This is a genomic window from Rheinheimera sp. (genome assembly GCF_030824435.1).
GTDB lineage: Bacteria > Pseudomonadota > Gammaproteobacteria > Enterobacterales > Alteromonadaceae > Pararheinheimera.
The window spans coordinates 24,945-51,186 of sequence record NZ_JAVBXS010000042.1 but is presented as its reverse complement, the minus strand read 5'-3'; the positions used below and the strand labels follow the sequence as shown (position 1 = coordinate 51,186).

The 26,242-nt window shown below is 47.4% G+C and carries 27 protein-coding genes; 3 read left to right on the top strand and 24 right to left on the bottom strand.

What is annotated here, in order from left to right; genetic code table 11:
* The 12 genes from holB to yceD all read right to left on the bottom strand — a co-directional run.
* The coding region (gene holB / locus RCH83_RS10390; RefSeq protein WP_306521700.1) for a DNA polymerase III subunit delta' at positions 1-566 on the bottom strand (566 nt) is incomplete at its 3' end.
* Positions 563-1,183 carry a dTMP kinase gene (gene tmk, locus RCH83_RS10385; protein ID WP_306521698.1) on the bottom strand — a complete coding sequence of 207 codons (621 nt, stop codon included), beginning with the start codon at positions 1,181-1,183 and terminating at the stop codon, positions 563-565. The genes tmk and holB, both read right to left, overlap by 4 nt.
* A complete protein-coding gene (gene mltG / locus RCH83_RS10380; RefSeq protein WP_306521696.1) occupies positions 1,180-2,190 on the bottom strand; it encodes an endolytic transglycosylase MltG in 1,011 nt (336 codons plus the stop codon). The genes tmk and mltG overlap by 4 nt, the downstream gene beginning before the upstream one ends.
* Before the next feature lie 15 nt (positions 2,191-2,205).
* A complete protein-coding gene (gene pabC / locus RCH83_RS10375; RefSeq protein ID WP_306521694.1) occupies positions 2,206-2,970 on the bottom strand; it encodes an aminodeoxychorismate lyase in 765 nt (254 codons plus the stop codon).
* A gap of 140 nt (positions 2,971-3,110) precedes the next feature.
* Positions 3,111-4,349: a beta-ketoacyl-ACP synthase II gene (fabF, locus tag RCH83_RS10370; RefSeq protein ID WP_306521692.1), complete on the bottom strand. Its 1,239-nt coding sequence runs from the start codon at positions 4,347-4,349 to the stop codon at positions 3,111-3,113.
* Positions 4,350-4,473: 124 nt separating this feature from the next.
* Entirely contained in the window at positions 4,474-4,710 is a 237-nt protein-coding gene (gene acpP / locus RCH83_RS10365; RefSeq protein WP_031564929.1) for an acyl carrier protein, read from the bottom strand.
* 128 nt (positions 4,711-4,838) lie between these two features.
* Positions 4,839-5,582, bottom strand: a complete 744-nt coding sequence (fabG, locus tag RCH83_RS10360) for a 3-oxoacyl-ACP reductase FabG (RefSeq protein WP_306521690.1) — start codon at positions 5,580-5,582, stop codon at positions 4,839-4,841.
* Positions 5,583-5,596: 14 nt separating this feature from the next.
* Entirely contained in the window at positions 5,597-6,538 is a 942-nt protein-coding gene (gene fabD / locus RCH83_RS10355) for an ACP S-malonyltransferase (RefSeq protein ID WP_306521688.1), read from the bottom strand.
* Positions 6,539-6,616: 78 nt separating this feature from the next.
* The gene (locus RCH83_RS10350; protein ID WP_306521686.1) at positions 6,617-7,576 is read right to left on the bottom strand and encodes a beta-ketoacyl-ACP synthase III; all 960 of its coding nucleotides are present in this window, start codon (positions 7,574-7,576) and stop codon (positions 6,617-6,619) included.
* Positions 7,577-7,582: 6 nt separating this feature from the next.
* Positions 7,583-8,623, bottom strand: coding sequence for a phosphate acyltransferase PlsX (gene plsX / locus RCH83_RS10345; RefSeq protein WP_306521684.1), 1,041 nt, complete (start codon positions 8,621-8,623; stop codon positions 7,583-7,585).
* A gap of 6 nt (positions 8,624-8,629) precedes the next feature.
* Positions 8,630-8,794, bottom strand: a complete 165-nt coding sequence (gene rpmF / locus RCH83_RS10340; RefSeq protein WP_031564938.1) for a 50S ribosomal protein L32 — start codon at positions 8,792-8,794, stop codon at positions 8,630-8,632.
* A gap of 16 nt (positions 8,795-8,810) precedes the next feature.
* Entirely contained in the window at positions 8,811-9,404 is a 594-nt protein-coding gene (yceD, locus tag RCH83_RS10335; protein ID WP_306521682.1) for a 23S rRNA accumulation protein YceD, read from the bottom strand.
* A 70-nt stretch (positions 9,405-9,474) separates the two neighbouring features.
* On the opposite strand from yceD, the gene RCH83_RS10330 reads away from it, so the two are divergent.
* Entirely contained in the window at positions 9,475-10,065 is a 591-nt protein-coding gene (locus RCH83_RS10330) for a nucleoside triphosphate pyrophosphatase (protein WP_306521680.1), read from the top strand.
* 19 nt (positions 10,066-10,084) lie between these two features.
* Here RCH83_RS10330 and RCH83_RS10325 read toward each other — a convergent pair whose 3' ends face one another.
* Both RCH83_RS10325 and rluC read right to left on the bottom strand, forming a co-directional pair.
* Positions 10,085-10,729 (bottom strand): HAD-IA family hydrolase, encoded by a 645-nt coding sequence (locus tag RCH83_RS10325; RefSeq protein WP_306521678.1) that lies wholly within the window; start codon positions 10,727-10,729, stop codon positions 10,085-10,087.
* 109 nt (positions 10,730-10,838) lie between these two features.
* On the bottom strand, positions 10,839-11,792 hold the full coding sequence (rluC, locus tag RCH83_RS10320; RefSeq protein ID WP_306521676.1) for a 23S rRNA pseudouridine(955/2504/2580) synthase RluC: 954 nt from the start codon (positions 11,790-11,792) through the stop codon (positions 10,839-10,841).
* A 537-nt stretch (positions 11,793-12,329) separates the two neighbouring features.
* Here rluC and rne point away from each other — a divergent pair.
* Positions 12,330-15,479: a ribonuclease E gene (gene rne, locus RCH83_RS10315; protein ID WP_306521674.1), complete on the top strand. Its 3,150-nt coding sequence runs from the start codon at positions 12,330-12,332 to the stop codon at positions 15,477-15,479.
* Between the two features lie 164 nt (positions 15,480-15,643).
* Here the strand turns inward: rne and RCH83_RS10310 are convergent, their stop codons facing one another.
* From RCH83_RS10310 to RCH83_RS10290, 5 genes are all read right to left on the bottom strand, one after another.
* Positions 15,644-16,711: an alpha/beta fold hydrolase gene (locus RCH83_RS10310; RefSeq protein ID WP_306521672.1), complete on the bottom strand. Its 1,068-nt coding sequence runs from the start codon at positions 16,709-16,711 to the stop codon at positions 15,644-15,646.
* A 5-nt stretch (positions 16,712-16,716) separates the two neighbouring features.
* Complete coding sequence (locus tag RCH83_RS10305) at positions 16,717-17,265, bottom strand: NADPH-dependent FMN reductase (RefSeq protein WP_306521669.1); 549 nt, start codon at positions 17,263-17,265, stop codon at positions 16,717-16,719.
* Positions 17,266-17,337: 72 nt separating this feature from the next.
* Positions 17,338-17,778: a hypothetical protein gene (locus RCH83_RS10300; protein ID WP_306521667.1), complete on the bottom strand. Its 441-nt coding sequence runs from the start codon at positions 17,776-17,778 to the stop codon at positions 17,338-17,340.
* 129 nt (positions 17,779-17,907) lie between these two features.
* Complete coding sequence (locus RCH83_RS10295; protein WP_306521665.1) at positions 17,908-18,588, bottom strand: CPBP family intramembrane glutamic endopeptidase; 681 nt, start codon at positions 18,586-18,588, stop codon at positions 17,908-17,910.
* A 291-nt stretch (positions 18,589-18,879) separates the two neighbouring features.
* The gene (locus RCH83_RS10290) at positions 18,880-19,536 is read right to left on the bottom strand and encodes a class I SAM-dependent methyltransferase (RefSeq protein WP_306521662.1); all 657 of its coding nucleotides are present in this window, start codon (positions 19,534-19,536) and stop codon (positions 18,880-18,882) included.
* A gap of 132 nt (positions 19,537-19,668) precedes the next feature.
* Here RCH83_RS10290 and RCH83_RS10285 point away from each other — a divergent pair, with 132 nt between their 5' ends.
* Entirely contained in the window at positions 19,669-20,775 is a 1,107-nt protein-coding gene (locus tag RCH83_RS10285) for a phosphoribosylaminoimidazolesuccinocarboxamide synthase (protein ID WP_306521660.1), read from the top strand.
* Between the two features lie 115 nt (positions 20,776-20,890).
* Here the strand turns inward: RCH83_RS10285 and RCH83_RS10280 are convergent, their stop codons facing one another.
* From RCH83_RS10280 to RCH83_RS10260, 5 genes are all read right to left on the bottom strand, one after another.
* The gene (locus RCH83_RS10280; protein ID WP_306521658.1) at positions 20,891-21,649 is read right to left on the bottom strand and encodes an SDR family oxidoreductase; all 759 of its coding nucleotides are present in this window, start codon (positions 21,647-21,649) and stop codon (positions 20,891-20,893) included.
* A 68-nt stretch (positions 21,650-21,717) separates the two neighbouring features.
* Positions 21,718-22,605 carry a 3-hydroxyisobutyrate dehydrogenase gene (mmsB, locus tag RCH83_RS10275; RefSeq protein ID WP_306521656.1) on the bottom strand — a complete coding sequence of 296 codons (888 nt, stop codon included), beginning with the start codon at positions 22,603-22,605 and terminating at the stop codon, positions 21,718-21,720.
* Positions 22,606-22,824: 219 nt separating this feature from the next.
* Entirely contained in the window at positions 22,825-23,976 is a 1,152-nt protein-coding gene (locus tag RCH83_RS10270) for an enoyl-CoA hydratase/isomerase family protein (RefSeq protein ID WP_306521653.1), read from the bottom strand.
* The gene (locus RCH83_RS10265; protein ID WP_306521651.1) at positions 23,976-24,749 is read right to left on the bottom strand and encodes an enoyl-CoA hydratase; all 774 of its coding nucleotides are present in this window, start codon (positions 24,747-24,749) and stop codon (positions 23,976-23,978) included. The genes RCH83_RS10270 and RCH83_RS10265 overlap by 1 nt, the downstream gene beginning before the upstream one ends.
* Positions 24,750-24,889: 140 nt before the next feature.
* Positions 24,890-26,047 carry an acyl-CoA dehydrogenase family protein gene (locus RCH83_RS10260; RefSeq protein WP_306521649.1) on the bottom strand — a complete coding sequence of 386 codons (1,158 nt, stop codon included), beginning with the start codon at positions 26,045-26,047 and terminating at the stop codon, positions 24,890-24,892.
* Between the last annotated feature and the right edge of the window lie 195 nt (positions 26,048-26,242).

Below are 26,242 nucleotides of genomic sequence, written 5' to 3'. Positions count from 1 at the left end.
AGAAAACCAGGTACCGGCTTTTGACTTTGTTGTGATAACCACTGCTGCGCAAGATTGGCCGCAACAGGCGGGACCAGCCATTTCTGGCAACGGCTGAGAATAGTCGGCAGCAGTTGTTGTTCATAAGCAGTTTGTAACAACAAAAAACTATTGGCACCTGGTTCTTCCAGATTTTTAAGTAAAGCGTTGGCGGCAGCTTCTGTCATTTTATCTGCTTGTGGCAGCAGAACAACCCGGGCACCACCTTGTTGTGGCGAGCCCTGCATAAAATGACTCAGTTCACGCACCGCATCAACACCCAGGCTGGTTTCGCTTTGTAACAACATTAAATCAGGGTGATGACCGGCTTTGACTAACATACAACTTTTACAAAGGTCGCAGGCTTTTGCCGCAGTTGGCTGACTACATAACAGTTGCTGCGCCAGATTTTTAGCCAGCAGATGTTTACCAACACCAGCCGGCCCGGTCAGCAATAAAGCGTGATGCAGCTGACCTGCCAAAGCCAGAGCACCAAGTTGCAGCTGCAGAGGCTCCAGCCAGGGCGTCGTTACATTGGCAACACTCACTTAAAGTGCTCCGTCAAAGCCCGCCTTATGGCCTGTTGCACCTGCACTAACGGCTGGCTGGCGTCTATAACGCTGATATTGGGTTCTTGTTGTGCAATTTGCAGATATTTGGCTCTGGTGCGCTGAAAAAACGCCAGTTGCTCCAGCTCAATACGGTCAAGCTCACCACGCGCTTTAGCACGTGCAAGGCCAAGCGCCGGGTCAATATCCAGATAAATGGTAAAGTCTGGTCTGGTATCGCCAAGCACTGCACTGCGGATTTTGTTGATCAACGCTTCATCCAGTTGCCGGCCGCCACCCTGATAAGCACGTGACGATAAATCGTGTCTGTCACCCAGCACCCAGTCACCACGTTCAAGTGCAGGCCTTATCACCTGACTAAGTAACTGCACTCTGGCGGCATACATCAGCAGCAGCTCCGTTTCAGGAGCCATCTGCTCTTGTTGCACAGCTTTAACCAGAGTGCGGATTTGTTCAGCAAGTGCTGTACCACCGGGTTCGCGGGTTTGCACCACAGTATGTCCTTGTGCGACCAGCCAGTCTTTGACCGTCGCGACTGCTGTTGTTTTACCAGCGCCCTCCAGTCCTTCAATCACCACAAACTGGCCTTTTTTCATGACTTTTTCCCAAAAATATATTGTTGAACTGCTTTGTTATGGTCATCCAGGCTGGCGGAAAACTGATGGGAACCATCCCCTTTTGCGACAAAATACAACATCTTGCTGGATTCTGGTTTTGCCGCAGCCTGCAATGAAGTAGCGCTCACCAGCGCTATAGGCCCGGGCGGCAAACCAAAATGCACATAAGTATTGTACGGATGTTGATCTTTTAAGTGCGCCCTGGTGATATCGCCTTGATAACGCTCTTTCAGGCCATATATGACGGTAGGATCTGTCTGCAACTTCATTTTTAGTCTGAGTCTGTTGATAAAAACCGAAGCTATCAGCGGTTTTTCAGCAATAACACCGGTTTCTTTTTCGACAATAGACGCCAGAATCAGCAATTCGTAAGGGCTCTTCAGCGGTAAACTCTGATCCCGTTGTTGCCATGCCGCACTCAGTTGTTTTAGCAGCGCCTGATGGGCGCGTTGGTAAATGGCAGAAGCTTTGTTATTGGCAGTGTAATAATAAGTTTCAGGGAAAAACAGCGCTTCCAAATCTGCAGGTGGTGTTCCCCACTCGGCTGGCCATTGCACTAAAGACTTTAAATCTTCGGTCGATTGAATGTCGTTTTGCAAAAACGGCGCTTGCTGTAACGCAGCTAAACTTTGTGACAGAGTTTCGCCTTCACGTAGCATCAGACTAAATTGCGCCGCTTTGCCACTGCGAAACAACGCCAGCTGATTTAATAATAAATCGGGAGCCACCGCATAAACACCAGCTTTTATCTGCCGAAGCTCAGGATGAAACACTGTGAGTACTTTAAACTGCCAGCACTGGGCCGACGTTAATAAACCCTGCTGTTGCCATTGCTGGCATAAAGACGACACTGAGTTGCCGCTTTTAACCTCAAAATAAGGCCCGGTGAGTGCCAGCCGGGTCTGACTAAATTGTTGTACCTGATTTCTCAGACCAAAAGCCATGACAAGCAGCACCAGAAAAATTGCAAATAAATTCTTTAACATCTTGTTTTAACTACCTTATTCTGAAGATGCAAGCAACAGCTGCTGCACAGGCCGCACCAATTCAAGACCCAGTGGCTGCTGTAAATAACGGCACACAGGTACCACCCCCATTAGGGCATTGCTGGCAAACATTGCGGTCGCTTTTTGAATATCCTGCTGCTGATAGCGCCCCAGGGTCACATCCATATTGCTAAGCAAAAACGAGCGCATGACACCAGCGACTCCGGCCTGGCTGAGCTCTGGTGTACACCATTGGCCATCAAGATAAAAAAACACATTGGCACTGCTGAATTCGGTGACATAACCCTGGCTGTCACACACCAGTAATTCATCAAAATTGCTTTGTTCTACTTCAGCTTTATGCAGCACTGTTTCAAGCCTGCTGGTGTGTTTGATGCCTGCCAGCAAAGGCTGAATACCCAGCTGCAGTTTTGCCATACCAACACTGATGCCTTGTTGCTGTGCTTTAGCATAATCAGGCAAAGGGCTGCTACTGCAATACAGATCGGGTTTATCAAAACCCAAGGCACTATAACCGCGGCCACCATGACCGCGACTAATCAGCACTTTAACCACTTGTTCTGGCTGGCTGATTTGCGCCTGCGCTGCGGTTTTTACTTCTACTTCAGCAAGAGGGGCAAAACCAAGGCGATGCATCGAAGCTTGCAAACGTTGCCAGTGCAAATGCCAGAATTGCAGCTGGCCATTTTTCACCCGGATAGTGCTGAAAATGCCGTCACCATACTGAAAACTGCGGTCAGAAACAGAGAGTTGCTGCACAAAATCGCCCAAAACGATGAAAAAAGGCAGTATGCCTGAAATTTTTCAGCCTGAAAATGACAAGACCGCCAAAGCGGCGGTCTTGTGAAGCACATGGCTTCAAACATGTACTGTTAAGCATGTTTGAAGCCTTTTAGCCTTTATATTTTGCGAAACAACACTGAACCATTGGTGCCGCCAAAACCAAAAGAGTTGCACAGTGCATACTCCATCGACACCTGGCGGGCTTCATGTGGTACATAATCCAAATCACAACCTTCGTCCGGGTTATCCAGATTGATGGTTGGTGTCACCACCTGATCCTGCAGAGACAAAATAGTGATAATGGATTCAACAGAACCTGCAGCGCCCAACAAATGGCCAATCATCGATTTACTGGAGCTGACCATCAGTTTGTCAGTAGAACCGGCGAATACTTTTTTAATCGCCATGGTCTCAGCAATATCACCTGCCGGTGTTGAAGTACCGTGCGCATTGATATAACCCACCTGATCGGCAGCTACACCGGCATCACGCAGCGCATTTGCCATGGCATTGGCGCCACCACGGCCATCTTCCGGTGGTGATGTCATATGATAAGCATCACCACTCATCCCAAAACCAACCAGCTCTGCATAAATTTTTGCACCACGGGCTTTGGCGTGTTCGTATTCTTCCAGCATCACAACGCCGGCGCCGTCACCCAGCACAAAACCATCACGGTCTTTGTCCCATGGGCGGCTCGCTTGTTGTGGTGCATCGTTACGGGTTGACAGTGCACGGGCGGCACCAAAACCACCCATACCTAAAGTAGTGGATGCTTTTTCAGCACCACCGGCTAACATAGCGTCAGCATCACCATAAGCAATCATACGGGCGGCATGACCGATATTGTGCACACCTGTGGTACAGGCCGTGACAATACTGATATTTGGACCCTGTAAGCCAAGCATAATCGACAGGTGACCGGCAATCATATTGATGATGGTGGATGGTACAAAAAACGGGGACAATTTACGGGGACCACTGGCCAGCAGTTTTTCGTGGTTTTCTTCAATTAAACCTAAACCACCAATACCTGAGCCAATAGCAGCGCCAATACGGCCAGCATTTTCTTCAGTCACTTCAATGCCTGAATCGCGAAACGCCTGGATACCGGCAGCGACACCGTACTGAATAAACAAGTCCATTTTCCGCGCCTCTTTGGCCGGGAAAAACGACTCGACATCAAAATCTTTAATTAAACCAGCAAACTTGGTGCTGTAGGCTTCAGTATTAAAATGGCTGATTAAACCAATGCCACTTTTGCCTTGTTGCAGACCCTGCCAGGTGGACGCGACATTATTGCCAAGTGGCGTCAGCATCCCCAATCCAGTTACAACGACTCGACGTTTAGTCACTATGTCCTCCGCAAGGAAATTATCTTTCTCTGCTTTACTGCTTCAAACCGGTTTTAGATCATCGGTTTGCTTATGCCAGAAATGAAAACGGGTAGCCTAGCTACCCGTCTGCATCGCGCTTTGCTTATTCAGCGTGCGCTTTGATGTAGTCGATAGCAGACTGCACTGTCGTGATTTTTTCTGCTTCTTCATCAGGAATTTCTGTATCGAATTCTTCTTCCAGCGCCATGACCAGTTCAACTGTGTCTAAAGAATCGGCACCCAGGTCATCAACAAAAGAAGCTTCGTGTTTTACGTCTTCTTCTTTAACGCCTAATTGCTCAATGATAATTTTCTTAACGCGTTCTTCGATGTTGCTCATCTTTTCTTCCTTTTTCTCATATAAATCGCAACAATTCGTGCAATTTTGGATGGCGGCTAGTTTAGTGGCAAGCGCGGTCTGATGCAAGCAATGAGCGTTTCATTTCCTGCTGGTCAAACCTGATTCGCTTACACCATATACATGCCACCGTTTACGTGAATCGTTTCACCGGTGATATAAGCCGCCTGGCGGGATGCCAAAAACGCGACCGTTGCCGCAATTTCTTCAGGCTGACCGAGACGATTCGCCGGTACCTGACTAAAGATTGCTTGCTTTTGCTCATCTGAAAGATCTTTGGTCATATCGGTGTCGATAAAACCTGGCGCAATAGCGTTGACAGTTATACCACGAGACGCCACTTCTTTCGCAAGAGATTTTGTAAAACCAAGCACCCCTGCTTTGGCAGCAGCGTAGTTAGTTTGACCGGCGTTACCCATTGATCCTACTACAGATCCAATTGTGATAATACGGCCGTTACGTTTTTTCATCATGCTTCGAAGCACAGCTTTACTCATGCGAAATACCGAAGTTAAGTTGGTTTGCATAATGTCAAACCACTCTTCGTCTTTCATCCGCATCAGCAAATTGTCACGGGTAATACCGGCGTTATTGACAAGAATATCAATTTCGCCAAAGTTGGTTTTAATGGTTTCAAGACATTGCTCAATAGATTCAGCGTTTGCGACATCCAATACCAAACCCTGGCCTGCACCTAAATAATCGGCAATGGCGGCGGCACCTTTTTCAGTTGTGGCGGTGCCAATGACTTTGGCGCCTAATGCTGCAAGCTGTTCAGCAATAGCACGGCCAATACCGCGGCTGGCGCCTGTAACTAAAGCAACCTGGCCTTCTAAAGAAATAAAAGCTGTCATTTATGCATAATTCCTTATTCTGCAGCCGGATTTAAGGCTGCCTGTAACGAAGCGACGTCATTCACCGAAGTCGTCAGTAAATTTTTATCAATACGTTTAATTAAACCGGCCAGTACTTTACCTGCACCAAGCTCTACCACTTCGGTCACCCCCTGAGCGGCCAGCCATTCAATGCTTTCAGTCCAGCGCACCGGGCTGAATAACTGACGAACCAGCGCATCTTTTACAGCAGTAGCTGTATCAGCTACAGCCACATCGACATTATTCACTACAGGGATGACAGCTGTATGAAAAGAAAGTGCAGCTAAATCAATAGCAAGCTTTTCAGCAGCTGGTTTCATCAAAGCACAATGTGACGGCACACTGACCGGCAGCGGTAACGCCCTTTTGGCGCCAAAAGCTTTACAAAGTTCACCGGCACGTTCAACCGCGGCTTTATTGCCGGCAATAACCACCTGACCTGGTGAGTTAAAATTCACCGGCGAAACCACTTCACCCTGAGCTGCTTCTTCACAGGCTTTGGCTATTAAAGCGTCGTCCAGACCAATAATGGCCTGCATAGCACCAGTACCGGCGGGCACTGCGGTTTGCATATAATGGCCGCGGTTTTCCACCAGTTTGACAGCATCGGCCAGACTCAGTACACCAGCACACACCAGCGCCGAATATTCGCCTAAAGAGTGGCCAGCCAGATAAGCCGGAGTTCTGCCACCTTGTTGTTGCCATAAACGCCAGACTGCAACGGAGGCTGTTAACAATGCAGGTTGAGTGCGGAAAGTTTCATTCAGTGCTTCTTCAGGGCCATTGGCAACCAGTGCCCATAAGTCATAACCCAGTGCTTCAGAGGCCTCAGCAAAAGTATCACGGACAATATTAAATTCGGTATAAAGCTCTGTCAGCATGCCGACAGTTTGGGAACCCTGGCCCGGGAATACCAATGCAAGTTTATTTGTCATTTGAGTGCTCGCTTTGTATTTTTTTCAGACTGAACCCAAGCTGCCAACTGCTGCTTGGGTTCAAAACGTCAATAGGGATTAATATTTAACCAGAGCTGATGCCCAGGCAAAACCACCACCAAAAGCTTCCAGCAACAAGGTTTGGCCACGTTTGATACGGCCATCCCGCACCGCTTCATCAAGGGCTGTGGGCACTGTTGCCGCTGAGGTGTTGCCATAACGGTCCAGATTAATCACCACCTGGTCCATCGACATATCGAGTTTACGGGCAACAGCGGAAATAATACGCAGATTGGCCTGATGCGGCACCAGCCAGTCAATTTGTGATTTATCGAGGTTATTTGCCGCCAGGGTTTGTTCAACCACTTCAGACAATTTAGTGACAGCAACTTTAAACACATCGTTGCCTTTCATCACACCCCAACTGTTGTGGATTGATTGTTCATCACCACGACGTGGGTTGTTCACATACAACAGCTCAGAATATTTGCCATCAGAATGAATATGGGTCGACAAAATACCTGGCTCTTCAGATGCTTCAATAATAACGGCACCTGCAGCGTCACCAAACAGAATGACCATAGAGCGGTCTTCCGGGCTAATCAGCTGAGATAAACAGTCAGCGCCAATCACCAGCACACGTTTAGCCATGCCACCTTTCACATATTGATCGGCAATACTTAAGGCATAACAAAAACCGGCACAGGCGGCGGAAATATCAAAAGCAGGAATATTCGGAATATCGAGTTCACGCTGCACTTCACAAGCTGAACTTGGTAAAGCGCGTGAACCACTGGTGGTAGCCAGCACTATCATATCAATAGAATTTTTATCAATACCGGCAGCTTCAATGGCTTTTAGCGCGGCCTGGGTACTCATGGTTGCGACAGTTTCATGTTCACCAATAATACGGCGTTCACGAATACCAGTGCGTTCAATAATCCACTCGTCTGTGGTTTCAACCATGCTCTCTAAATCGGCATTGGTACGGATTTGCGCCGGGAAATAACTGCCGGTGCCTATAATGCGTGAATACATGGGGACCTACGCTTTATCGATTAATACGTGTTCCAACCGGTCTTTTATTTTTGCAGGCACCTGGCGTTCAACCTCGCGCACCGCTTGACGGATGGCACTCAGAAATGCTTCTTTTGTCGCATTTCCATGACTTTTCACTACAATTCCGCGCAATCCTATCAGACTTGCACCGTTATAGTGGTCGGGGTTCACGCCGGTTCCGATACTTTTTAACAGCGGTTTGATCATCCAGCCGAATAAATGCGCAGACATACTGTTTTTTAATGCCTGTTCAAAACGTTTAATAATGAGTTTTGCCACACCTTCACAGGTTTTCAGTGCCACATTGCCAACAAAACCATCACAAACAATCACATCTGCTTTGCCGGAGAAAATATCATTGCCTTCGATATAGCCTATGTAATTGATATCAGGGCATTCGGACAATAATAAAGAAGTGCGTTTGATTTGATCCGAACCTTTAATTTCTTCTTCGCCCATATTCAGCAACGCCACCTTTGGCCTGTGAATACCTTCCACTTCTTCTGCCATCACAGCGCCCATCACGGCAAACTGAAACAAAGTATCGGAGTCACAATTGACGGTTGCGCCTAAATCCAGCATAAACACCGGACTGCCGACTGTGGTGGGTAATGCACTGATAAGAGCCGGCCTTTCCACACCACCAAGCATCTTCAGCACAAAATGCGCCATAGCAATCAAAGCACCGGTATTGCCGGCACTGACACAAGCCTGCACCTGTTGTTTGTCGACCAAATCAAGGGCAACACGCATGGAAGAGTCGCGTTTATTACGAAGTGCTACTGAAGGTTTATCAGTCATCAGGACTTGCTGCGACGCATGTTTGATGGATAGTTGTGGGTGGGAAGGAAAACCAGCTTCAAGCAGTTGCTGCTCAAGCATTGTGGCGTCACCACAAAGGATTAAATCAAGATTGGGGAATTCGTCTACAGCAGCAATAGCCGCAGGAATAGTAGATAGGGGGCCATGGTCGCCCCCCATCATATCTAAAGCTATTTTAAGCCGTTCTGGTTGCAACGAGTGCACCGCGACTTATTTAACTTTACGGCCTTTATAGAAACCGTCAGCAGTGATGTGGTGACGACGGTGCGTTTCACCAGTTGTTGCGTCTACAGACAGCGTTGGACCTGTCAACGCATCATGAGAACGACGCATATCACGTCTTGCACGAGATTTTTTGTTCTGTTGTACAGCCATTGCTATTCTCCTAAATTCACTTTTTCTTCAATTCTTGCAATATTGCAAATGGGTTCGGTTTTTCTGGTTCCGGCTCTATATGCCCGAAGCTCGTCTGCAACTTCGCTGGATCGCATTGATCAGCATCATGCATCGGGAACAACGGTAAAGCCAGAATTAATTCGTCCTCAACCAATTGCCTCAAGTTAACTTCGCCGTGTTCGTCTTTTTCGATCACGTCGTAGCGTTCCGGAATTTCATCGTGAGCCGAATCATCCCCTTTGACAGGGCTATATGCAAAACTGCTGTCAATCGTCAGCGACATTTCGTCACCACACCTTTCACAGGTCAGACTGACAGTACAATGGGCTTCACCTTTAATAAAGACCAAGCCTTGTTCGTCGGTTCCGCAATCGATGATTACAGCAACATCACCTTCCTTGCCCAGCAATGACTCGGTAAAACGCGTCAAAGTGTTCATTGGAATGATCCCTTCGTAACTAAGCCTTTTTTGCGCAGTACGGGTTGGATCTATAGTGATTGGAATTTTTACCTTTTGCATAAGGCGCGCATCATATAGATCAAGGCCTGTGCTGTCAAAGGGTTGATCGCACTTTTGTAAATTTTTCACGCGCAAAACGGCAAAAAAATACGTATAGTGCCGTCATTCATTTGGTCCTGCGACAAAACGGAGCTGTTTTATGTCACAAAATCTTTGGCTGGCCTCAACATCGATCTACCGCAAAGCTTTATTAGAAAAGCTGACACCAGACTTTCAAACAGCCAAACCTGAAGTAGATGAAACTGCACTGCCTGGTGAAACCGCTACAGCATTAGTAGAACGACTGGCCATTGCCAAAGCAAAAGCTGTAGCCGATAAACTTAAAGAAGGTCTGGTGATTGGCTCTGACCAGGTTGCGTTATTTGATGGTGATATTCTTGGTAAACCTCATACCGCTGACAATGCATTTTTACAGCTGAAACGTTTTAGCGGCCACAAAGTCACCTTTTTAACAGGACTGGCTGTTGTTGATGCAGCCACCGGCAACATAAGCCACTGTGTTGAACCTTTTTATGTGCATTTTCGTCACCTTACTGACGACGATATAAATACCTATATAAAGAGAGAACAACCGCTGAACTGTGCCGGTAGTTTTAAAAGTGAAGGCCTTGGCATTACTTTGTTTTCTAAACTGGAAGGTGACGACCCTAATAGCCTGATTGGCTTGCCGTTAATTAAGCTGCACCAACTATTAAAACAACAAGGCCGTGATCTGTTATTACAGCCTTAATTGCCTGTTCATTTTTGACTTAGCAGTGTTTTAACAGCTCGGGTAAGCTGTGAATCACAGCTTTGGGTGCAAAAGGTGCAAAATCCTCAACACCATGCACTCCGTGAGTAATACCCACTCTGGGCATAGCAATAGCATGCGCCATCGCTAAGTCATGTATGGTGTCACCCACCATTAAAGCCTGTGCCGGTGCAAGTTCCAGTTCTGTCAGAATTTGCTTTAACATATCGGGATCTGGTTTAGACATGGCTTCATCGGCGCAGCGACTGGTGGTAAAAAAATGACCGGTGCCTGTTTCTTCAAACATACGGTTAAGCCCAACTCTGGCTTTGCCTGTGGCAACTGCTAATAAATAATCTTGTTGCTGTAAACTGTGAAAAAGCTCCACAGCACCGTCAAACAAGGGGGTTGCTGTATTGTCGTGATGGATATAAATATCTTTATAAGCTTCACATAACAAAGTAAGTGTTGGTTTATCTGCCTGTGGAAACAGTCTGGCGAATGCTGTTTCCAGACTCAAACCAATAATTTGTTTGGCCTCCTGATAACCAGGCACTGCTATATTCAGCTGTTTTGCTGCACCTTGCACACAATTGACAATTTTGCCAACTGAATCCATTACAGTGCCATCCCAATCAAAAATTACCAGTTTTACCGCAGACATCCGATCACAACCTTTCATAATCGCCAAACTATTGCCTTTGTTATTCATCCATCAAAAGACAAACAAACCAATACTGACCACAGGCAGCAAATTTGTGCTGCCCTCGTTATTATTTTTTCGTCAGTTTCAGCAGAATTTTATCCAACTCTGCATCCAGCGGCGCTTCACACTTCATCACCAAACCAGTATTCGGGTGGGTAAAGGCCAGCGTTTTGGCATGCAGATACAAACGTTTTAAACCAAGGCTGTTCATCTGAGCGGTAAATTCGTTGTCACCGTATTTATCATCACAGGCAATAGGATGACCCACACAGGCGGTATGCACCCGGATTTGGTGGGTACGGCCTGTCACTGGGAATGCTTCAACTAAAGTGCCTTCGACATAACGCTGCAGAATTTTAAAACGGGTTTCTGATGGTTTACCGTCTCTTTCATCAACCCGCACCACCCGCTCACCGGATTGCAGGGTATTTTTTTTCAGTGGCTCTGTGACTTTTTTATTCCGTGCATCCCATTGACCAGCCACTAAAGCCCAGTATTTTTTCTCTACCGTTTTTAAACGCAGTTGTTCATGTAAGTGGGTTAACACTGAGCGTTTTTTCGCGATTAATAAACAACCTGAGGTGTCGCGGTCAAGACGGTGCACCAGCTCGAGGAATTTAGCGGTAGGACGTAATGCACGTAAAGCCTCAATCACACCAAACTGCAAACCACTGCCGCCGTGCACCGCCATGCCGGTAGGTTTATTAATCACAATTAAGTCGTTATCTTCAAACAGAATGTGGCTTTCAAGATTTTTAACCAAAGATAATTTGGTCGACACCTGATCTTTTTCTGCCGACACAACTAAAGGTGGCACCCGCACCTGGTCGCCGGCCTGTAATTTATATTCAGGTTTGATCCGGCCTTTATTGACCCGGACCTCACCTTTACGCACCACCCGGTAGATCACACTTTTAGGGACGCCTTTGAGCCGCGCCAGCAAAAAATTATCAAGGCGCTGGCCTGCATATTCTTCATCCACATCAATATATTGGATCGGGGTTTTGATTTCATCAGTCATGCGTATTTGCTGCTCTGCTACTTCGGGAATTAACAATATTTTCGGTTGCTATTATTTACTGATTGATGGGATAATCAGCCCGCTAATTGTACCAGTGGTATGAACCACTTAGGTTATTAGGGCGCTCATCAAGACGTAAGAGAAGATGTGAGGCACCGGTCGGGAGACAGATCATACCTAATTCGTGGTGAAAACCAACGACTTTATCTATCCCGAACGACAATAACGCCAGATGCTTGAGGTAATGCTGCGTAATTTGTTACCAACACCAGCACAACACCGCTTCCTGTCGATGAGCAAAAAAATTAAAAGTAAAAAGCTATAACGCAGCGCTCAAAAGCGATGTGGATCAGAGCAAATTTGTAATACGGCTGGGGTTCCAATCCGGCCGGATAAACAAGATTGACAATAACAATTGATAAATAATTGATTATTCAAGCATTCCAGTCGGGAGACTGCACCTGAATATGTTTGACAACATCTGACACGCAAACGCATGTTCGCTGTCGTTGTGGCTGAATGGACGAGTCAGACACAATGAAAAGAATGCTCATTAACGCAACGCAGGAAGAAGAAATCCGCGTTGCCCTGGTCGATGGCCAGAAATTGTACGACCTGGATATTGAAAGCCCAGGCCATGAACAGAAAAAAGCCAATATATACAAAGGCCGTATTACCCGCGTAGAACCAAGCCTCGAAGCTGCTTTTGTTGACTATGGTGCAGAGCGCCATGGTTTCCTGCCGCTCAAAGAAATTTCCCGTGAATATTTCCCGCAAGGTTATTCTTTTGACGGTCGCCCGAATATAAAAGAAGTAGTGCGTGAAGGTCAGGAAGTTATTATTCAGATTGATAAAGAAGAACGTGGCCAAAAAGGCGCTGCGCTCACTACTTTTATCAGTCTGGCCGGTTCTTACCTGGTATTGATGCCAAATAACCCACGTGCCGGCGGTATCTCCCGTCGTATCGAAGGTGATGAACGTCAGGAACTCAAAGATTCTTTAGGTCAGCTGGAAATGCCTGATGGCATGGGTTTGATTGTGCGCACCGCTGGTGTTGGCAAATCTTACGAAGAACTGGACTACGACTTAAAAGCGCTGATGAAACACTGGTCAGCTATCACCACTGAAGCACAAAACCGCCCTGCACCTTTCCTTATTCACCAGGAAAGTAATGTGGTGTTCCGTGCCATCCGTGATTATCTTCGCCGTGACGTTGGCGAAATCCTGATCGACAACACCCGTATTTTTGAAGAAGCCAAACTTTATATTCAGCAGTTCCGTCCTGATTTTGCCCACCGCGTCAAAATGTATCAGGGTGAAGTGCCACTGTTTATGCATTTCCAGATTGAAACTCAGATTGAAACTGCCTTCCGCCGTGAAGTGCGTTTACCCTCTGGCGGTTCAATTGTGATTGACTCCACCGAAGCCTTAACTGCAATTGATATCAACTCATCAAAAGCAACTAAAGGTGGAGATATTGAAGAAACAGCCTTTAATACCAACTTAGAAGCAGCAGATGAAATTGCCCGTCAATTACGTCTGCGCGACTTAGGTGGTTTAATTGTGATCGACTTTATCGATATGACGCCGGTACGTCACCAGCGTGAAGTAGAAAACCGCTTAAAAGAAGCAGTCAAACAAGACCGTGCCCGCGTCCAGATTGGCCGCATTTCCCGTTTTGGTTTATTGGAAATGTCGCGTCAGCGCCTGCGTCCTTCTTTAGGTGAGTCTGCAACACATGTCTGTCCACGTTGTCATGGCCGCGGCACTATTCGCAGCACCGAATCTTCAGCTTTGTCGATTTTACGTTTAATCGAAGAAGAAGCCATTAAAGACAACACCAGTCAAATCCATGCCCAGGTGCCGGTTTCTGTTGCTACTTACCTGATGAATGAAAAACGTGAATCTATCCGCCGTATTGAAAGCCGGTTAGGTGTGCGTATTTACATCATCCCGAACGAGCATATGGAAACACCACACTATGAAGTAACCCGTATTCGTATTGATGAAGAAATCGAAGAATCCAGTTACAACATGGTCAAAGCGCCGGCAGTACAAAACACCCTGTATCACCCGGTGTCTGATGCTGTGAAAGAAAAACCGGCTATTGCCGCTATGTCGCTGCAGGAAACCACAACAACACCAGCGCCAGTGGCAAAAGCACCGGCTCCTGTTCAGGTTGCAGCCAGTGCAGAACCAGGTCTGGTTGCTAAAGTAACGGGATTCTTTAAATCTTTGTTTGGCAGCGCACCGGCAGTGGTTGAAGAAAAACCTGAGCAGCCACAACGCCGTGTGAATAACCGCGACAATAAAAATCGCCGTAATGGCCGTAACCAAAACCGTCGTAACGAAGGTCAGGAAGAACGCGCACCACAACAACAGCGTGAAGATGGCAAGCAGGCTCGTCCTCAGCAGGACCGTCAACCGCGTAACGACCGCAACGAGCGTAGTGAACGCCCTGCCCGTGGCGAGCGTAATGAACGCACTGACCGGAACGAGCGTGCCGACCGTCCGGAACGTGCTGAGCGCCCTGAACGTTTAGATCGCAATGAAACGAAAAAACCAGCAGCTGAAAAACCGGCCAAGGTTGTTGCGGTTGATAGCGATGAAGAAGTACCAAGCTCAAGCAAGGTCACAGAACGCCGTCAACGCCGTAATATGCGTAAATCTGTACGTTTGGAAAAAGCTGTGACAGCTGAAAACACCCCGGTTGACACAGAAACGGCCGTTGCAGCTGTTGCCGAAAATCTGGCTGTTGCTCCGGTTATCAACGAAACAGTGCAAGCTGAACAGCAGCCTGTTGCTGAAGTGACAACGGCTGTTGTCGCCCGGCAGGATGCTGAAGTTGCGGTTGAACAGCCGACGGAAGCTGCTGTGGAAAGTACAGTGGAAGCTGCTGACAAAGAAGGTAGCGAAAGCCGTAGCCGTTCACGTCGTTCACCACGTCATTTACGTGCTGCCGGCCAAAAACGCAAAAAAGAGCAACAAAACGGTGAATCTGATGAATCAGTTGAAGCCCGTTATCCGGCGGATGAGCTGGTGGTGGTTGCAGAACAACAACTGGATCTGCCAATTGCGGCAGAGCCAATTGAAACAACAGCTGCTGTTGTGACAGAAACTGCTGTTACTGAAACCGTAGTGAGCAACACCGATGTTGAAGCACCTGTTGCAGAAGCAGTGGCAAAACCACGTAGCCGCAGCCGTGCTAAAGCTGTGCCTCAGGCCGAAGCTCCTGCAGTCGAAGCCGCAGTAGTTGAAACACCGGTAGTTTCTGAAACTGTTGCTGAAGTAAAAGCTGAAGTTGTAGCACCAGAACCTACCATCCCAGCCGCAGTTGAAGTTGCAGCTCAGATACAAGCTGAAGTTGTGGCGCCAGTTGCAGCTCAGGTTGCCGTTGAAGCACCAGCAGCTAAACCTGCCGCTGTTGAAACTAAAGCCGCGGTTATAGCTGCACCAGCGCCAGTTGCTGTCGCTGCACCAGCAAAAAGCCAGCCTAAGGGTAACAGATACGGCAATATGGTCACATCTACCATGACTAAACCTGTGGTGGTTGAGGCTGAGTCTGCCGCTGAAGTGCCTACGGGCATGCCAGCCGCTGAGCGCCCTGTGGTTGTTTCAACACCACGCGCCGCAACGCGCCAGGTCACAGCTGCGCCTATGACCAAACCGAAGTCAGTGGATGAATAACTGACCAAGGCAAAGCGCCGGTAAAGAAAAAGCCAGACAAATGTCTGGCTTTTTTGTTTGAGCTTTTGATCCGTCCTGTAATAAGTTGACAGATCGGAGACTTATGATGGATAAGCCAATAAAATCAATCCGTCAGCGGACACAGCGAGACTACACATTAACTTTTACAACGTCAGCTGCTGCTGGTAGAACCGTAAAATATCAGTCAGCGCTGGTGTACGGTATTGATCAGCTTCAAATAAAATTTCGTGACGTGCATTTTCGATACGAAGCACAGCCCCATCTGCACAATAAGAGCCCAGGTTTTTACAAAACAAATCCTGCGCTTCTGGTCTGACTGCTGAATCAGCACCAGCCTGCACAATTTTTACCGGCACTTTTATTTGCGCTGCAATATCCGGCATCTGTTCTGCGATGTCGCAAGCCTGCCCCAGCCATTGCCAGCTGGGTCCGCCCAGTTGTAACTCTGGTTGCTCGCGGAACAAAGTCCGAAAACGCTGATAACGCACTGTTGAATGACTGTAAATATTGCCGGCAAAAGCACTGTCCTGATATGGGCTATCGGCAAAACCTGCATAACAATCCGGACAAGTCCAGCCAAGCGCCTGTTGCAAATAACAACCATCTTTGGCGCCAAACATAAGCTCAGTATTGGGTGCATGCATAGGCGCAGACAAAGCAGCTGCTTTAAACACTTCTGGGTATTTGGCCAGATAAGCACTTGCCACTGCGCCGCCCATCGAGTGGGCTAACAACATTTTTTTATCTGGTAACTGCGCACTGAATTTGCTCAGAATAAAATGCAAATCTTCGACATAATGGTCAAAACGTTCGACATGGCCTATTTGTCGGTCCTTTAACAAACGTGCTGACTGGCCCTGGCCACGGTGATCATACCCAAGCACGGCATAACCCAAACGGCCAAACTCATAAAAAAGCTCCTGATATTTGGCAATAGCTTCGGTACGACCTGTCACTATCACAACAGTGGCTTTGGCATGCTCAGGTTGATGGTAAGCATAAAAAAGTGAGACGCCGTCCGGTTTTTTTACATTGCCTGTTGTCACCTGTTGTTGCCAGAACTGCTGCAATAACTTTGAGTTTTGGGCAAGTAAGGCTTCGCTTTGCAGTGCAAAAGGATTATCCGTATTGGCAGCTGCCGGAACTGTCACCGACATGACTGCAGCAGCGCTCCAGACTAAAAGTTGTTTTTTTACCAACTGTTGCAACACCAGTCTCATCCTTTTAGATTTTGCACCAACAATGCCAGAGCCTGTAGTTGTTGACTGATCAACTTTTGCACCCGCTCATCAGTTAATGCGCCTTCTCCATCAAAAGTACCGGCAAAAGCATTGGCAAAAACTTCGGGTTTATTAACAAAATGCAAATCTAAAAACACCCCGACCTGGCGCAGGTGATATTGGGCTCTGGATGTGCCCATGCCACCACCGGCGCCCATAATGGCGGCGGCTTTACCTGCCAGCAACCTGTTGTCCGGTTCACGTGACGCCCAGTCCAGAGCGTTTTTCAGCGCAGGCGCCAATGAATAGTTATATTCCGGGCAACCAAATAAAAAACCATCAGCAGCTTCATATTGCGCCAGTAACTTCTCTACAGCAGCAGGTTTATCAGTGAGATCGGCATTATAAAAAGGCACAGCAGATAAATCGGCAATAGTAATTTTCATTGCTGCCGGCGCATTTGCCTGTGCATATTTTAATAAGGTTAAATTGTGCGACTTCGCTCTTAAACTGCCGCATATCGCCAGAATATTCAGTTCAGACATAAGGATCCCTTTTTAGTAAATAACTACAAAATCATCAGCTGTGGCGCAATAGCGGCAGCTGGGACTTTTTGATTAATCGACAATTTCTGTTTCAGTGTGGTGCGGATAACAACGATGAAGCCAGCGGCCTGTCAACCAGCCGGCCAAAGGCAACAAGAACAATGCTGTCACTGATACCCAAAGCGGATGTGGAATGAGATAAACATTGGCCAGCGTCGCCAGCCACACCATAGCGGTGATCACCACCACAAAAAGACGGCTGACTCTTTTGACCAATAAAGTAGCCACCACAATGCCTGCAACTACACCGCTGAACCAGGCCAGCAGTACCAGCAAATACGCCATCACAGGCAGAGATTGCATATAAGCAGCGACAGCGGAAGGATCTTGCCAATCTGGTGTTGATGCAGGTGGATAAAGCCAATGACTGAACTGTTCCAGCAGCGCTATAGTGCCGATACTGACCAGCAGACCTATTAACAAAGCCAGAATTTTTTTCAGCGCTAATGGCATCATGGCTCCTCAATGAATGAAGTAGAATTTTTGTACTGGCAGTATGGCCTGTCAGCGGAAAAAAAGGCAAGCGTGACAACCACTTTGCCAATATTTGTAGATAAAACCAATAGACATAAAACAACTGCTTTAGCGCAGCGCCGGATAAGTCAGCACAAATAAATGCACTATATTCACCATAAAATGTCCGGCAACGGCCACCAGCAAACTGCCACTGCGCCAATAAAGGTAACCGTAAAACAAACCAGCCCCTGTCGCGAGCAGCGCATAAAGCCAACCACCGCCCAGATGCGCCAAACCAAATAACAAAGCCACCAGCACCATGGCAACAACAGCTCCGGTTTTTTGGCTCAGTAGGCGCTGCAAATAACCTCGGAAAAAAGCTTCTTCCACCACACAAGTGAATAGCAGGTTATTGCATGCAAATAACCACCACCAATGCGGTATCTTCCACTCCAGTGCCACAAAACCCGCAAGAACCGCCAAAGCTGAAATAACGCTAATAGCCAACAGGCTTATCAATAAGAGTTTGATAGTTGCACTGAAGTTCAAACGATAACGGCCGGTTAAATCAGGCAGCAGTAATAACAACAGGAAAAATACCAGCGGTTTATCCAGATTCAGATATAACGAAAAAGGCCGGCTTTGTGCACTGAGCTGCACCTGATTCAATAGCTGCCAGTTATCAAAACCTGGTACTAAGTGCAGACTCAGCGCCAGTGACAGCAAAATAACCCCTGAATGGCGGACAACTTTTTGCCAGCGTTTTTGACCATCTTTTAGTAAAAACACCCCGCTAAATAGTGCCACAAGGAGCACCGCTGTAGGGAGCTTCAGCCTCTCCAGTAAAATAGCAATTGCTAAAGCCGCAACAAGCAACAACCAGCTGGCCTGCCGTAACTTATTTTGCCCAGAAAAACGCAACCATAAAGCGCGCGTTTTAACCTCAGTTTTAGCATCAGCCTGAAGGTTAAGAGTGCTCATACTGGCAGCTGCTGCTTTTGCATGACTCAAAAAAACCAGCGTGATGGCAAGAGCCAACAGCAGCCAAATCAGCAATTGTGGTTGTAGCAAATCCATTTGAACTCAGTCCTTATCTGCTTATATTTTTTGCAACAGAATCACATCGTTGCCAATAAATTCAAGGCTAAAACCATCGCGGTTGGCCAAAAATAAAAAGGTATCACGGCTAAAAAAACATACATGGGTCGGGTCGTTTTTATAATGCCAAAGAGCAAACTCTGCTTGAACAGGCGCCAGCTTTGTCATCAACCCAAGCCAACCATTTGTTTTTAATAGCTTTAACCACAAGGCCCATTCGTTGACCGGTTGGTAAAAATGCTCAATGGCTTCGGTACTACAAATAAAATCATATTGTTGTGTCAGTACTTCAGGTTGATTGGCAAAATACGGGTCAAACACTGCCATCTTTTGCCCTGCTTCCTGCAACATCAAAGATAAAGTCGGGCCAGGGCCACAGCCAAAATCCAGGCCACTTAAGCCGCTATTGCCCAACCTCTCCAGCAAAGGCGCCGCCAGTTTATTTAAAAATGCCCGATAACGTTGATCCAGCGGGTTATTTTCATGTTGCTGGTAAATAGCAACTTCAGCGTCCGCCGCTAAATGACTGTTGGCATCGGCAAACACCAGCTGGCAATGTTGGCACTGAAAATAGCTGCGCTTTTTATCCTGATGGTAAAAATGGTTGTCTTTGCCAAGGCATAAAGGACAACTTGCCGGTGGGGAAAGCTCGGCCATCACAAAATAAATCCTTCTTCCGGATATAAAAAAGCCATGATACCAGAGCCATTTTATCTGTACTGCCAGATTCTGTTGCGCTTTGCTTTCTGTTAGACTTAGCCCCGCCTTTTTTCAGCAACAGAAGATGTGATGATGACTCTTGCAACCCAGGTTCTGGCGGTTAATGACGACTTGCCAATTCGTACCCATTTACCTGTTCACTCCGGCAAAGTCCGCAGTGTGTATTGGCTGACGCCGGCTGACAGCGCCCGGCTTATCAAAGAGAAAAATTATCCGGTCGCCGCCGACACCCCACTGGCTATTATGGTGATCAGCGACCGTATTTCTGCTTTTGACTGCATCTGGCACGGTGAAAACGGCTTAAACGGCGTACCAGGCAAAGGTGCGGCGCTCAATGCCATCTCCAACCATTGGTTTTCGTTGTTTAAACAACAGGGTTTGGCCGACAGCCATATTCTGGATATTCCGCACCCGCTGGTGTGGATAGTGCAAAAAGCCCGCCCGGTAAAAATTGAAGCTATTGCCCGCCAGTACATCACCGGCTCTATGTGGCGTGCTTATAGCAAAGGTGAACGTGAATTTTGTGGTATCACCTTGCCGGAAGGTCTGCAGAAGGACCAAAAACTGCCGGAAATTTTAATTACCCCTTCTACCAAAGGTATTCTGACTGGCCTTGCCGGTGTACCGGAAGCCGATGATGTGAATATTTCCCGCGCTGATATTGAACGTCACAGCAAAGCCTTTGGTTTTGAACAGGTGTCAGATATCGACCTCTATGAAAAGCTGTTAAAACAAGGTTTTGGCGTGATCAGTGATGCTTTGGCCGCGCTTGATCAGATGTTTGTAGATACCAAATTTGAGTTTGGTTATGTCAAAGGCGCCGATGGCAAAGACAAACTGATTTATATGGACGAAGTGGGCACACCAGACAGCTCACGCATTTGGGACGGCGCTGCCTGGCGCGACGGCCATATTGTGGAGCAGTCCAAAGAAGGTTTCCGCCAGTGGTTATTAAATAACTTCCCGGATCCGGATATTCTGCTGAACAAAGACCGCATGCCGGAGCGCGAAGCTTTGGCACGCGATAATGCTTTACCAACGGCAGTGATGATGGATATTTCCCGTACTTATTTGGGCATAGCAGAAAAGGTTGTTGGTAAAACAATTCAGTTGTCCGCCAATCCAAAAGCGGAAATTATCGAAGTGCTGAAACAGCAATATGGTTTGATTGATTAGTTATATTTATCAGCAACCAAACAGTAAAAAGCCCGCTTCTAATGCGGGCTTTTTACTATCACTTTCAAACCACATCCGATGGATGTGGTTTATAACAAGCGGCAAACGCCTGACATTACATCGAAATACCACCGTCAATTTCCACCACACGGCCGGTGAAAAAATCGTTTTCAAAAATGTATTTTGCGGTGTGGGCAATTTCGCTGGCTTCGCCCAATCTGCCAACAGGTTTCATTTTTTCCAAACGGTCGCGGGCTTCTGGTTTCATTGCATCTGTCATGGCAGTACGAATAACACCAGGGGCAATAGCACCCACACGAATGCCGTAACGACCCAGCTCGCGGGCCCAGGTCACTGTCATGGCAACTACACCTGCTTTGGCAGCAGCGTAGTTGGTCTGGCCCATATTGCCTGAGCGCGCCACACTGGACATATTAATAATGACACCTTTACGGCCACGTTTAACCATGCTGGCTGCAGCTTCACGGCCACATAAAAACACCCCGGTCAGGTTGACATCAATCACCGACTGAAATTGCTGTAACGACATTTTGCTTTGCAGCTCACCGTCTTTAAATTTCAGCAATAAACCGTCGCGCAAAATGCCGGCGTTGTTAATCAGCCCATCAATACCGTCAAAATCGGTATCAATAGCAGCAAAAGTGGCTTCAACTTCGGCTTCAACTGCCACATTGGCGATATAAGTGCGTACTGTTATCTGGTTGCCCAGTTCAGTTTTCGCCTGTTGTAACTGACTTTCGTTCATGTCTATCAGTGCCAGTTGGGCACCTTGTGCTGCACACATTTTTGCCATCTCCAGGCCGAGGCCCTGAGCGCCACCGGTGATAACAATAGTTTTTCCTTGTAAATTCATAATCGACCTTTATTAAAATGCTTTGAAATACAAAGCTTTATTATCAGTGTATATTGTTTTGCCAAGCTTTATTTTTTAGCAAAGAGGCGGAAAATACTGGAAAAATCCAGTTTGCCATTGCCATGACGCTGATGGGTCACATATAAATTGCGCGCCAGCGAACCCATAGGCGTTGCTGACTGACTAAGCTGGGCACATTCAGCGGCAAGACCTAAATCTTTGGCCATCAGATCCACCATAAAACCACCCTGATAATTATTGCTGGACGGCACATTGGGCTGTACATCAGGGCAAGGGTTATACAGCTCTAAAGTCCAGTTACGGCCAGAGCTTTTCAGCATAATGTCGGACAACACTTTCGGATCCAGCCCGTTGTCGATACCCAGCTGCAAAGCCTCACTGGTGCCTGCCATTAAAATAGAAAGCAGCATATTGTTGCAGATTTTGGCCACCTGACCTGCGCCCACATCACCGGCGTGGAACAGGTTTTTACCCATAGCTTCCAGCACTGTTTTGGCGCGTTCAAAATTTTGTGCCGAGCCACCAACAATAAAAGTCAGAGTTCCGGCTTTGGCGCCGCCAACACCACCGGACACCGGCGCATCAATAAAGGCTATGCCTTGTGCCGCCAAACCTGCACCAACACTGCGCGCTGTTGCGGCATCTATCGTTGAACAATCCAGCACCAAAGCGTTTTTGGCAATATGCCCGGCAACACCCTGCTCGCCCAGGTATAAACCGGCTACATGTTTACCGGCAGGCAGCATTGAAATAATAAACTCAGCACCTTTAACCGCATCCAAAGCCGAAGCTGCAACCACAGCACCTTCAGCCTGCACCTGTGCCAGCGCGTCTTTTGATAAATCAAAAGCCTGAACCTGGTGGCCGGCTTTGAGCAAATTGATGGCCATAGGGCCACCCATATTTCCTAAACCAATAAAAGCAACTAACGCCATGATATTTCCCCGTTTTTTCTGAACCGGCGGACTGCTTTAGCAGCTTCTGCAAACCGGTAATGTCTGGTTTTTGGCAGCCACACTGTGAAGTGCTGATGCCTTGATAAAAAGCGCCATCATTAAAAGTACAGTGATTAAAAGTGCAGTGATTAAAAGTGGCGGCTTCCTTGTTCTGCAGCAAGGCTGTTGCAAACAACCTTTAATCATTGTGACTTATCTTTAATGTACTTTGCCAAGCTCACAAAGCGGATGTTCGTTGTCTGGCCATGGTGAGCGGAATAATTCATCAATCACAGCCGGTGGCACTGAAGCCACGTCCGGATATAACCAATTAGGCTTTTGATCTTTATCAATCAACAGCGCCCGCACGCCTTCGGTAAATTCACCCAGCTTGCCACATTGCACGCTCAGGCAAAGTTCCAGCCGGAAACTGTCCGCCAATATTTTTGACTGGCCCAGCTGCAACAACCGATACACAATATGCGCTGTGATTGGGCTGCCGTATTGCAAAGAGGCTTTGGCTTTGCTCAGCCAGCTGTCGTCCCCTTGAATAGCCAGAATAGCTTGCATGGCGCTGGTTAAATCTGCTGTATCGGCAAGTGCCGCAATCGCAGTCTGATGTAAACGGATTTGACTGGCAGGTTGTTGATTACGCGACAGCTCTTCGAGGTTCAACAGTTCATCCGACAACTTCTGATGATTCAGAGCCACCGTATTGCCCCAACGAATGGCTTTTAGTTTTTCAATCACTAAAGATTTTTTATCATGCGGAATAAAATGGTCAGCTAAATCAATCAGTTTAGCGTCAGCTGCATTAATAGAAGCACCGGTTAAGCCTAAAAACAAACCACAACCTTTAGGCATGCGGTTTAAAAACCAGCTGCCACCAACATCCGGATACAACCCAATCGCCATTTCCGGCATCGCAATACGCGACGTGCTGGTCACAATACGGTGCGACGCGCCGGCCATTAAACCAAGGCCACCGCCCATCACAATACCATTGCCCCACACCAGCACAGGTTTATCAAAAGTGTGAATAAGATAATCCAGACTGTATTCTTTGGTGAAAAAATCCCGCACATAAGGCTGAAAACTGCCGGGTTCACTGCGCATACTGTGATACAAATCGCGGATATCCCCACCGGCACAAAAGGCTTTATCGCCGGCACCTTCCAGCATCACCATCGCAATTTGAGTGTCTTCTTTCCAGGCCAGAAGCTGTGGTAACAACAGCTCCACCATCGGCAAACTTAAGGCGTTTAACGACTTTTCACTGTTCAGCGTAGCAACACCAATCAGTTTGCCGTTGTCGGCAATGATAGTGTTAAACAGCACCACTGCTTCTGAAGCTTGAGTTGTTTCTGTCATCAGCCATTCACCCAGTTTGCTTTACGTTTTTGCAAGAAAGCCGACACACCTTCCACCTGGTCTTTGGTATCAAACAGGCCAACAAATAACTCACGCTCAAGCGGCAGTGCTGCTGTGATACTGCCACTACGGCCTTGCTGGATCAGTTTTTTACAGGCGGTCACAGCGGGCGGGCTTTGCTCTGCCACTTTATCGGCCAGCAATAAAGCTGTCTCAAGCGCCAACCCAGTAGCGACCACTTCTTCCACCAGACCAATTTGCAAAGCTTTGGCGGAGCCAATACGCTCACCACATAAAATCATGCGTTTAGCCCAACCTTCACCCACCAGCCATGCCAGGTTTTGGGTACCACCGGCACAAGGTAATAAACCTACTTTGGCTTCCGGCAGCGCCAGTTGCGCCTGCTCTTCGGCAATACGTAAATCACAGGCCAAAGCCACTTCTAAACCACCACCCATGGCATAACCGTTAATAGCGGCAATAGAAACACCCCGAAAGGCCGACAGAGTTTCATAAGCTTCACCAAAAATACGTGACATATCAGAGGCTATGGCTTTGTCACCTGAAGCAAACAGATTTAAATCAGCACCAGCGGAAAAAAACTTCTGCCCTTCACCGGTAATCACCAAAGCATAAATATTGTTGTCTTGTTCTAACGACTTCACTGCGTCACGCAGTTGCGTCAGAGTGTCGCGGGTCCAGGTATTAGCAGGTGGATTGCTGATGGTAATCAGTGCGGTATGGCCCCGCTTTTCCAGCTTCAGTTGTGACATAACAAATCCTTCTTTATTATTTTTTGCAAAAGAGGCTGTTAAAACTGATAAAAAGTAGCCTCATTTTGCTGGAGAGTTGCTGAGTTTGCTGCCTCGTAATTGTAAAAGCCGTCTTTAATAACAGGCGGCTTTTACCCAGCTTATAAAATGTCGCCGGCGGCACTGTCAAGCAAACGACGACCAATAATAAGGCGCATAATTTCATTGGTGCCTTCTAAAATCTGGTGCACCCGGACATCGCGGAAATGCCGCTCCAGCGGATATTCTTTGATATAACCATAACCACCATGGATTTGCAGTGCCTGATCACAGACCTGGAAACCGATATCAGTGGCAAAACGTTTGGCCATGGCGCAATAAGCAGTTTTTTCAGCGTCATCAGTGTCTAGCTTAAATGCTGCCAAGCGTACCAACTGTCTGGCCGCAACCAGCTCAGTTGCCATGTCGGCCAATTTAAACTGCAATGCCTGAAAAGCCGCCAGTGGTTTGCCAAACTGCTCACGCTCCAGCATATAGTTACGGGCAGTATTCAGCGCCTGCTGGGCAGTACCAATAGAACAAGTGGCAATATTAATACGACCACCGTCCAGGCCTTTCATGGCAAAAGTAAAACCTTCACCTTCGTTGCCTAACAGGTTATGCGCTGGAATACGGACATTATCAAAAGTGACTAAACGGGTTGGTTGCGCATTCCAGCCCATTTTCTCTTCCGCTTTGCCGTAAATGACACCGGCAGCATCAGCTGGCACCACAAAAGCAGAAATACCTTTAGGCCCTGCCTCGCCGGTGCGCGCCATCACCACTAACACTTCAGTGGAACCTGCACCTGAGATAAACATCTTGGAGCCGTTCAGCACATAAAAATCGCCGTCTTTTTTGGCGCTGGTGCGAAGTGAGGCCGCATCTGATCCTGAGCCTGGTTCTGTTAAACAATAAGAAGCCAGCTTCTCGCCCGTGACCAGGCTTGGGCACCATTCGTTTTTAGTGATTTCGGTGCCCCAGGTGGCAATCATCCAGGTAGCCATATTATGAATAGTTAACATGGCGGTGGTGGCGGTACAACCCATGGCCAGCTGCTCAAAAATAATCGAAGAATCAAGCCGCGATAAACCTAAACCACCGGCATCTTCCGGGGTATATAACGAGCAAAAGCCCAGTTCACCGGCTTTTTGCAGCACATCTTTTGGAAAATGATGAGTTCTGTCCCATTCAGCAGCAAAAGGGGCCAGTTCAGTTTCAGCAAACTGACGGGCCGTTTCTGCAAAAGCTTGTTGATCTTCGGTTAAATTAAAATTCATAGAGTACACCTTCAAATAAGCTGTTTGGCCTGCGACATCCGACATTCATTGTTGCAAAACACCACTATCGTCTGCTGACTTTTATCAGCGTTTATACGCTTCGGTAGACGGCTGTTCGCTTTTTATCTTGTATTTGATGTGCCGTTCCAGTGGTCACGCGCATAAAGTGCTGCCGGGACTGATGATTGGCACTGG

What these genes read in the sequence shown, in the direction of transcription:
- fabG (WP_306521690.1), bottom strand. Translation starts at nt 5,582, where the DNA reads ATGACAGCTTTTATTTCTTTAGAAGGCCAGGTTGCTTTAGTTACAGGC.
- RCH83_RS10280 (WP_306521658.1), bottom strand. Translation starts at nt 21,649, where the DNA reads ATGAATTTACAAGGAAAAACTATTGTTATCACCGGTGGCGCTCAGGGC.
- mmsB (WP_306521656.1), bottom strand. Translation starts at nt 22,605, where the DNA reads ATGGCGTTAGTTGCTTTTATTGGTTTAGGAAATATGGGTGGCCCTATG.
- rne (WP_306521674.1), top strand. Translation starts at nt 12,330, where the DNA reads ATGAAAAGAATGCTCATTAACGCAACGCAGGAAGAAGAAATCCGCGTT.
- rluC (WP_306521676.1), bottom strand. Translation starts at nt 11,792, where the DNA reads ATGACTGATGAAATCAAAACCCCGATCCAATATATTGATGTGGATGAA.
- RCH83_RS10300 (WP_306521667.1), bottom strand. Translation starts at nt 17,778, where the DNA reads ATGCCATTAGCGCTGAAAAAAATTCTGGCTTTGTTAATAGGTCTGCTG.
- RCH83_RS10265 (WP_306521651.1), bottom strand. Translation starts at nt 24,749, where the DNA reads ATGTCACAACTGAAGCTGGAAAAGCGGGGCCATACCGCACTGATTACC.
- RCH83_RS10330 (WP_306521680.1), top strand. Translation starts at nt 9,475, where the DNA reads ATGTCACAAAATCTTTGGCTGGCCTCAACATCGATCTACCGCAAAGCT.
- RCH83_RS10285 (WP_306521660.1), top strand. Translation starts at nt 19,669, where the DNA reads ATGATGACTCTTGCAACCCAGGTTCTGGCGGTTAATGACGACTTGCCA.
- RCH83_RS10350 (WP_306521686.1), bottom strand. Translation starts at nt 7,576, where the DNA reads ATGTATTCACGCATTATAGGCACCGGCAGTTATTTCCCGGCGCAAATC.
- RCH83_RS10270 (WP_306521653.1), bottom strand. Translation starts at nt 23,976, where the DNA reads ATGACAGAAACAACTCAAGCTTCAGAAGCAGTGGTGCTGTTTAACACT.
- RCH83_RS10260 (WP_306521649.1), bottom strand. Translation starts at nt 26,047, where the DNA reads ATGAATTTTAATTTAACCGAAGATCAACAAGCTTTTGCAGAAACGGCC.
- mltG (WP_306521696.1), bottom strand. Translation starts at nt 2,190, where the DNA reads ATGTTAAAGAATTTATTTGCAATTTTTCTGGTGCTGCTTGTCATGGCT.
- RCH83_RS10325 (WP_306521678.1), bottom strand. Translation starts at nt 10,729, where the DNA reads ATGTCTGCGGTAAAACTGGTAATTTTTGATTGGGATGGCACTGTAATG.
- acpP (WP_031564929.1), bottom strand. Translation starts at nt 4,710, where the DNA reads ATGAGCAACATCGAAGAACGCGTTAAGAAAATTATCATTGAGCAATTA.
- fabD (WP_306521688.1), bottom strand. Translation starts at nt 6,538, where the DNA reads ATGACAAATAAACTTGCATTGGTATTCCCGGGCCAGGGTTCCCAAACT.
- RCH83_RS10305 (WP_306521669.1), bottom strand. Translation starts at nt 17,265, where the DNA reads ATGTCTGAACTGAATATTCTGGCGATATGCGGCAGTTTAAGAGCGAAG.
- rpmF (WP_031564938.1), bottom strand. Translation starts at nt 8,794, where the DNA reads ATGGCTGTACAACAGAACAAAAAATCTCGTGCAAGACGTGATATGCGT.
- tmk (WP_306521698.1), bottom strand. Translation starts at nt 1,183, where the DNA reads ATGAAAAAAGGCCAGTTTGTGGTGATTGAAGGACTGGAGGGCGCTGGT.
- RCH83_RS10290 (WP_306521662.1), bottom strand. Translation starts at nt 19,536, where the DNA reads ATGGCCGAGCTTTCCCCACCGGCAAGTTGTCCTTTATGCCTTGGCAAA.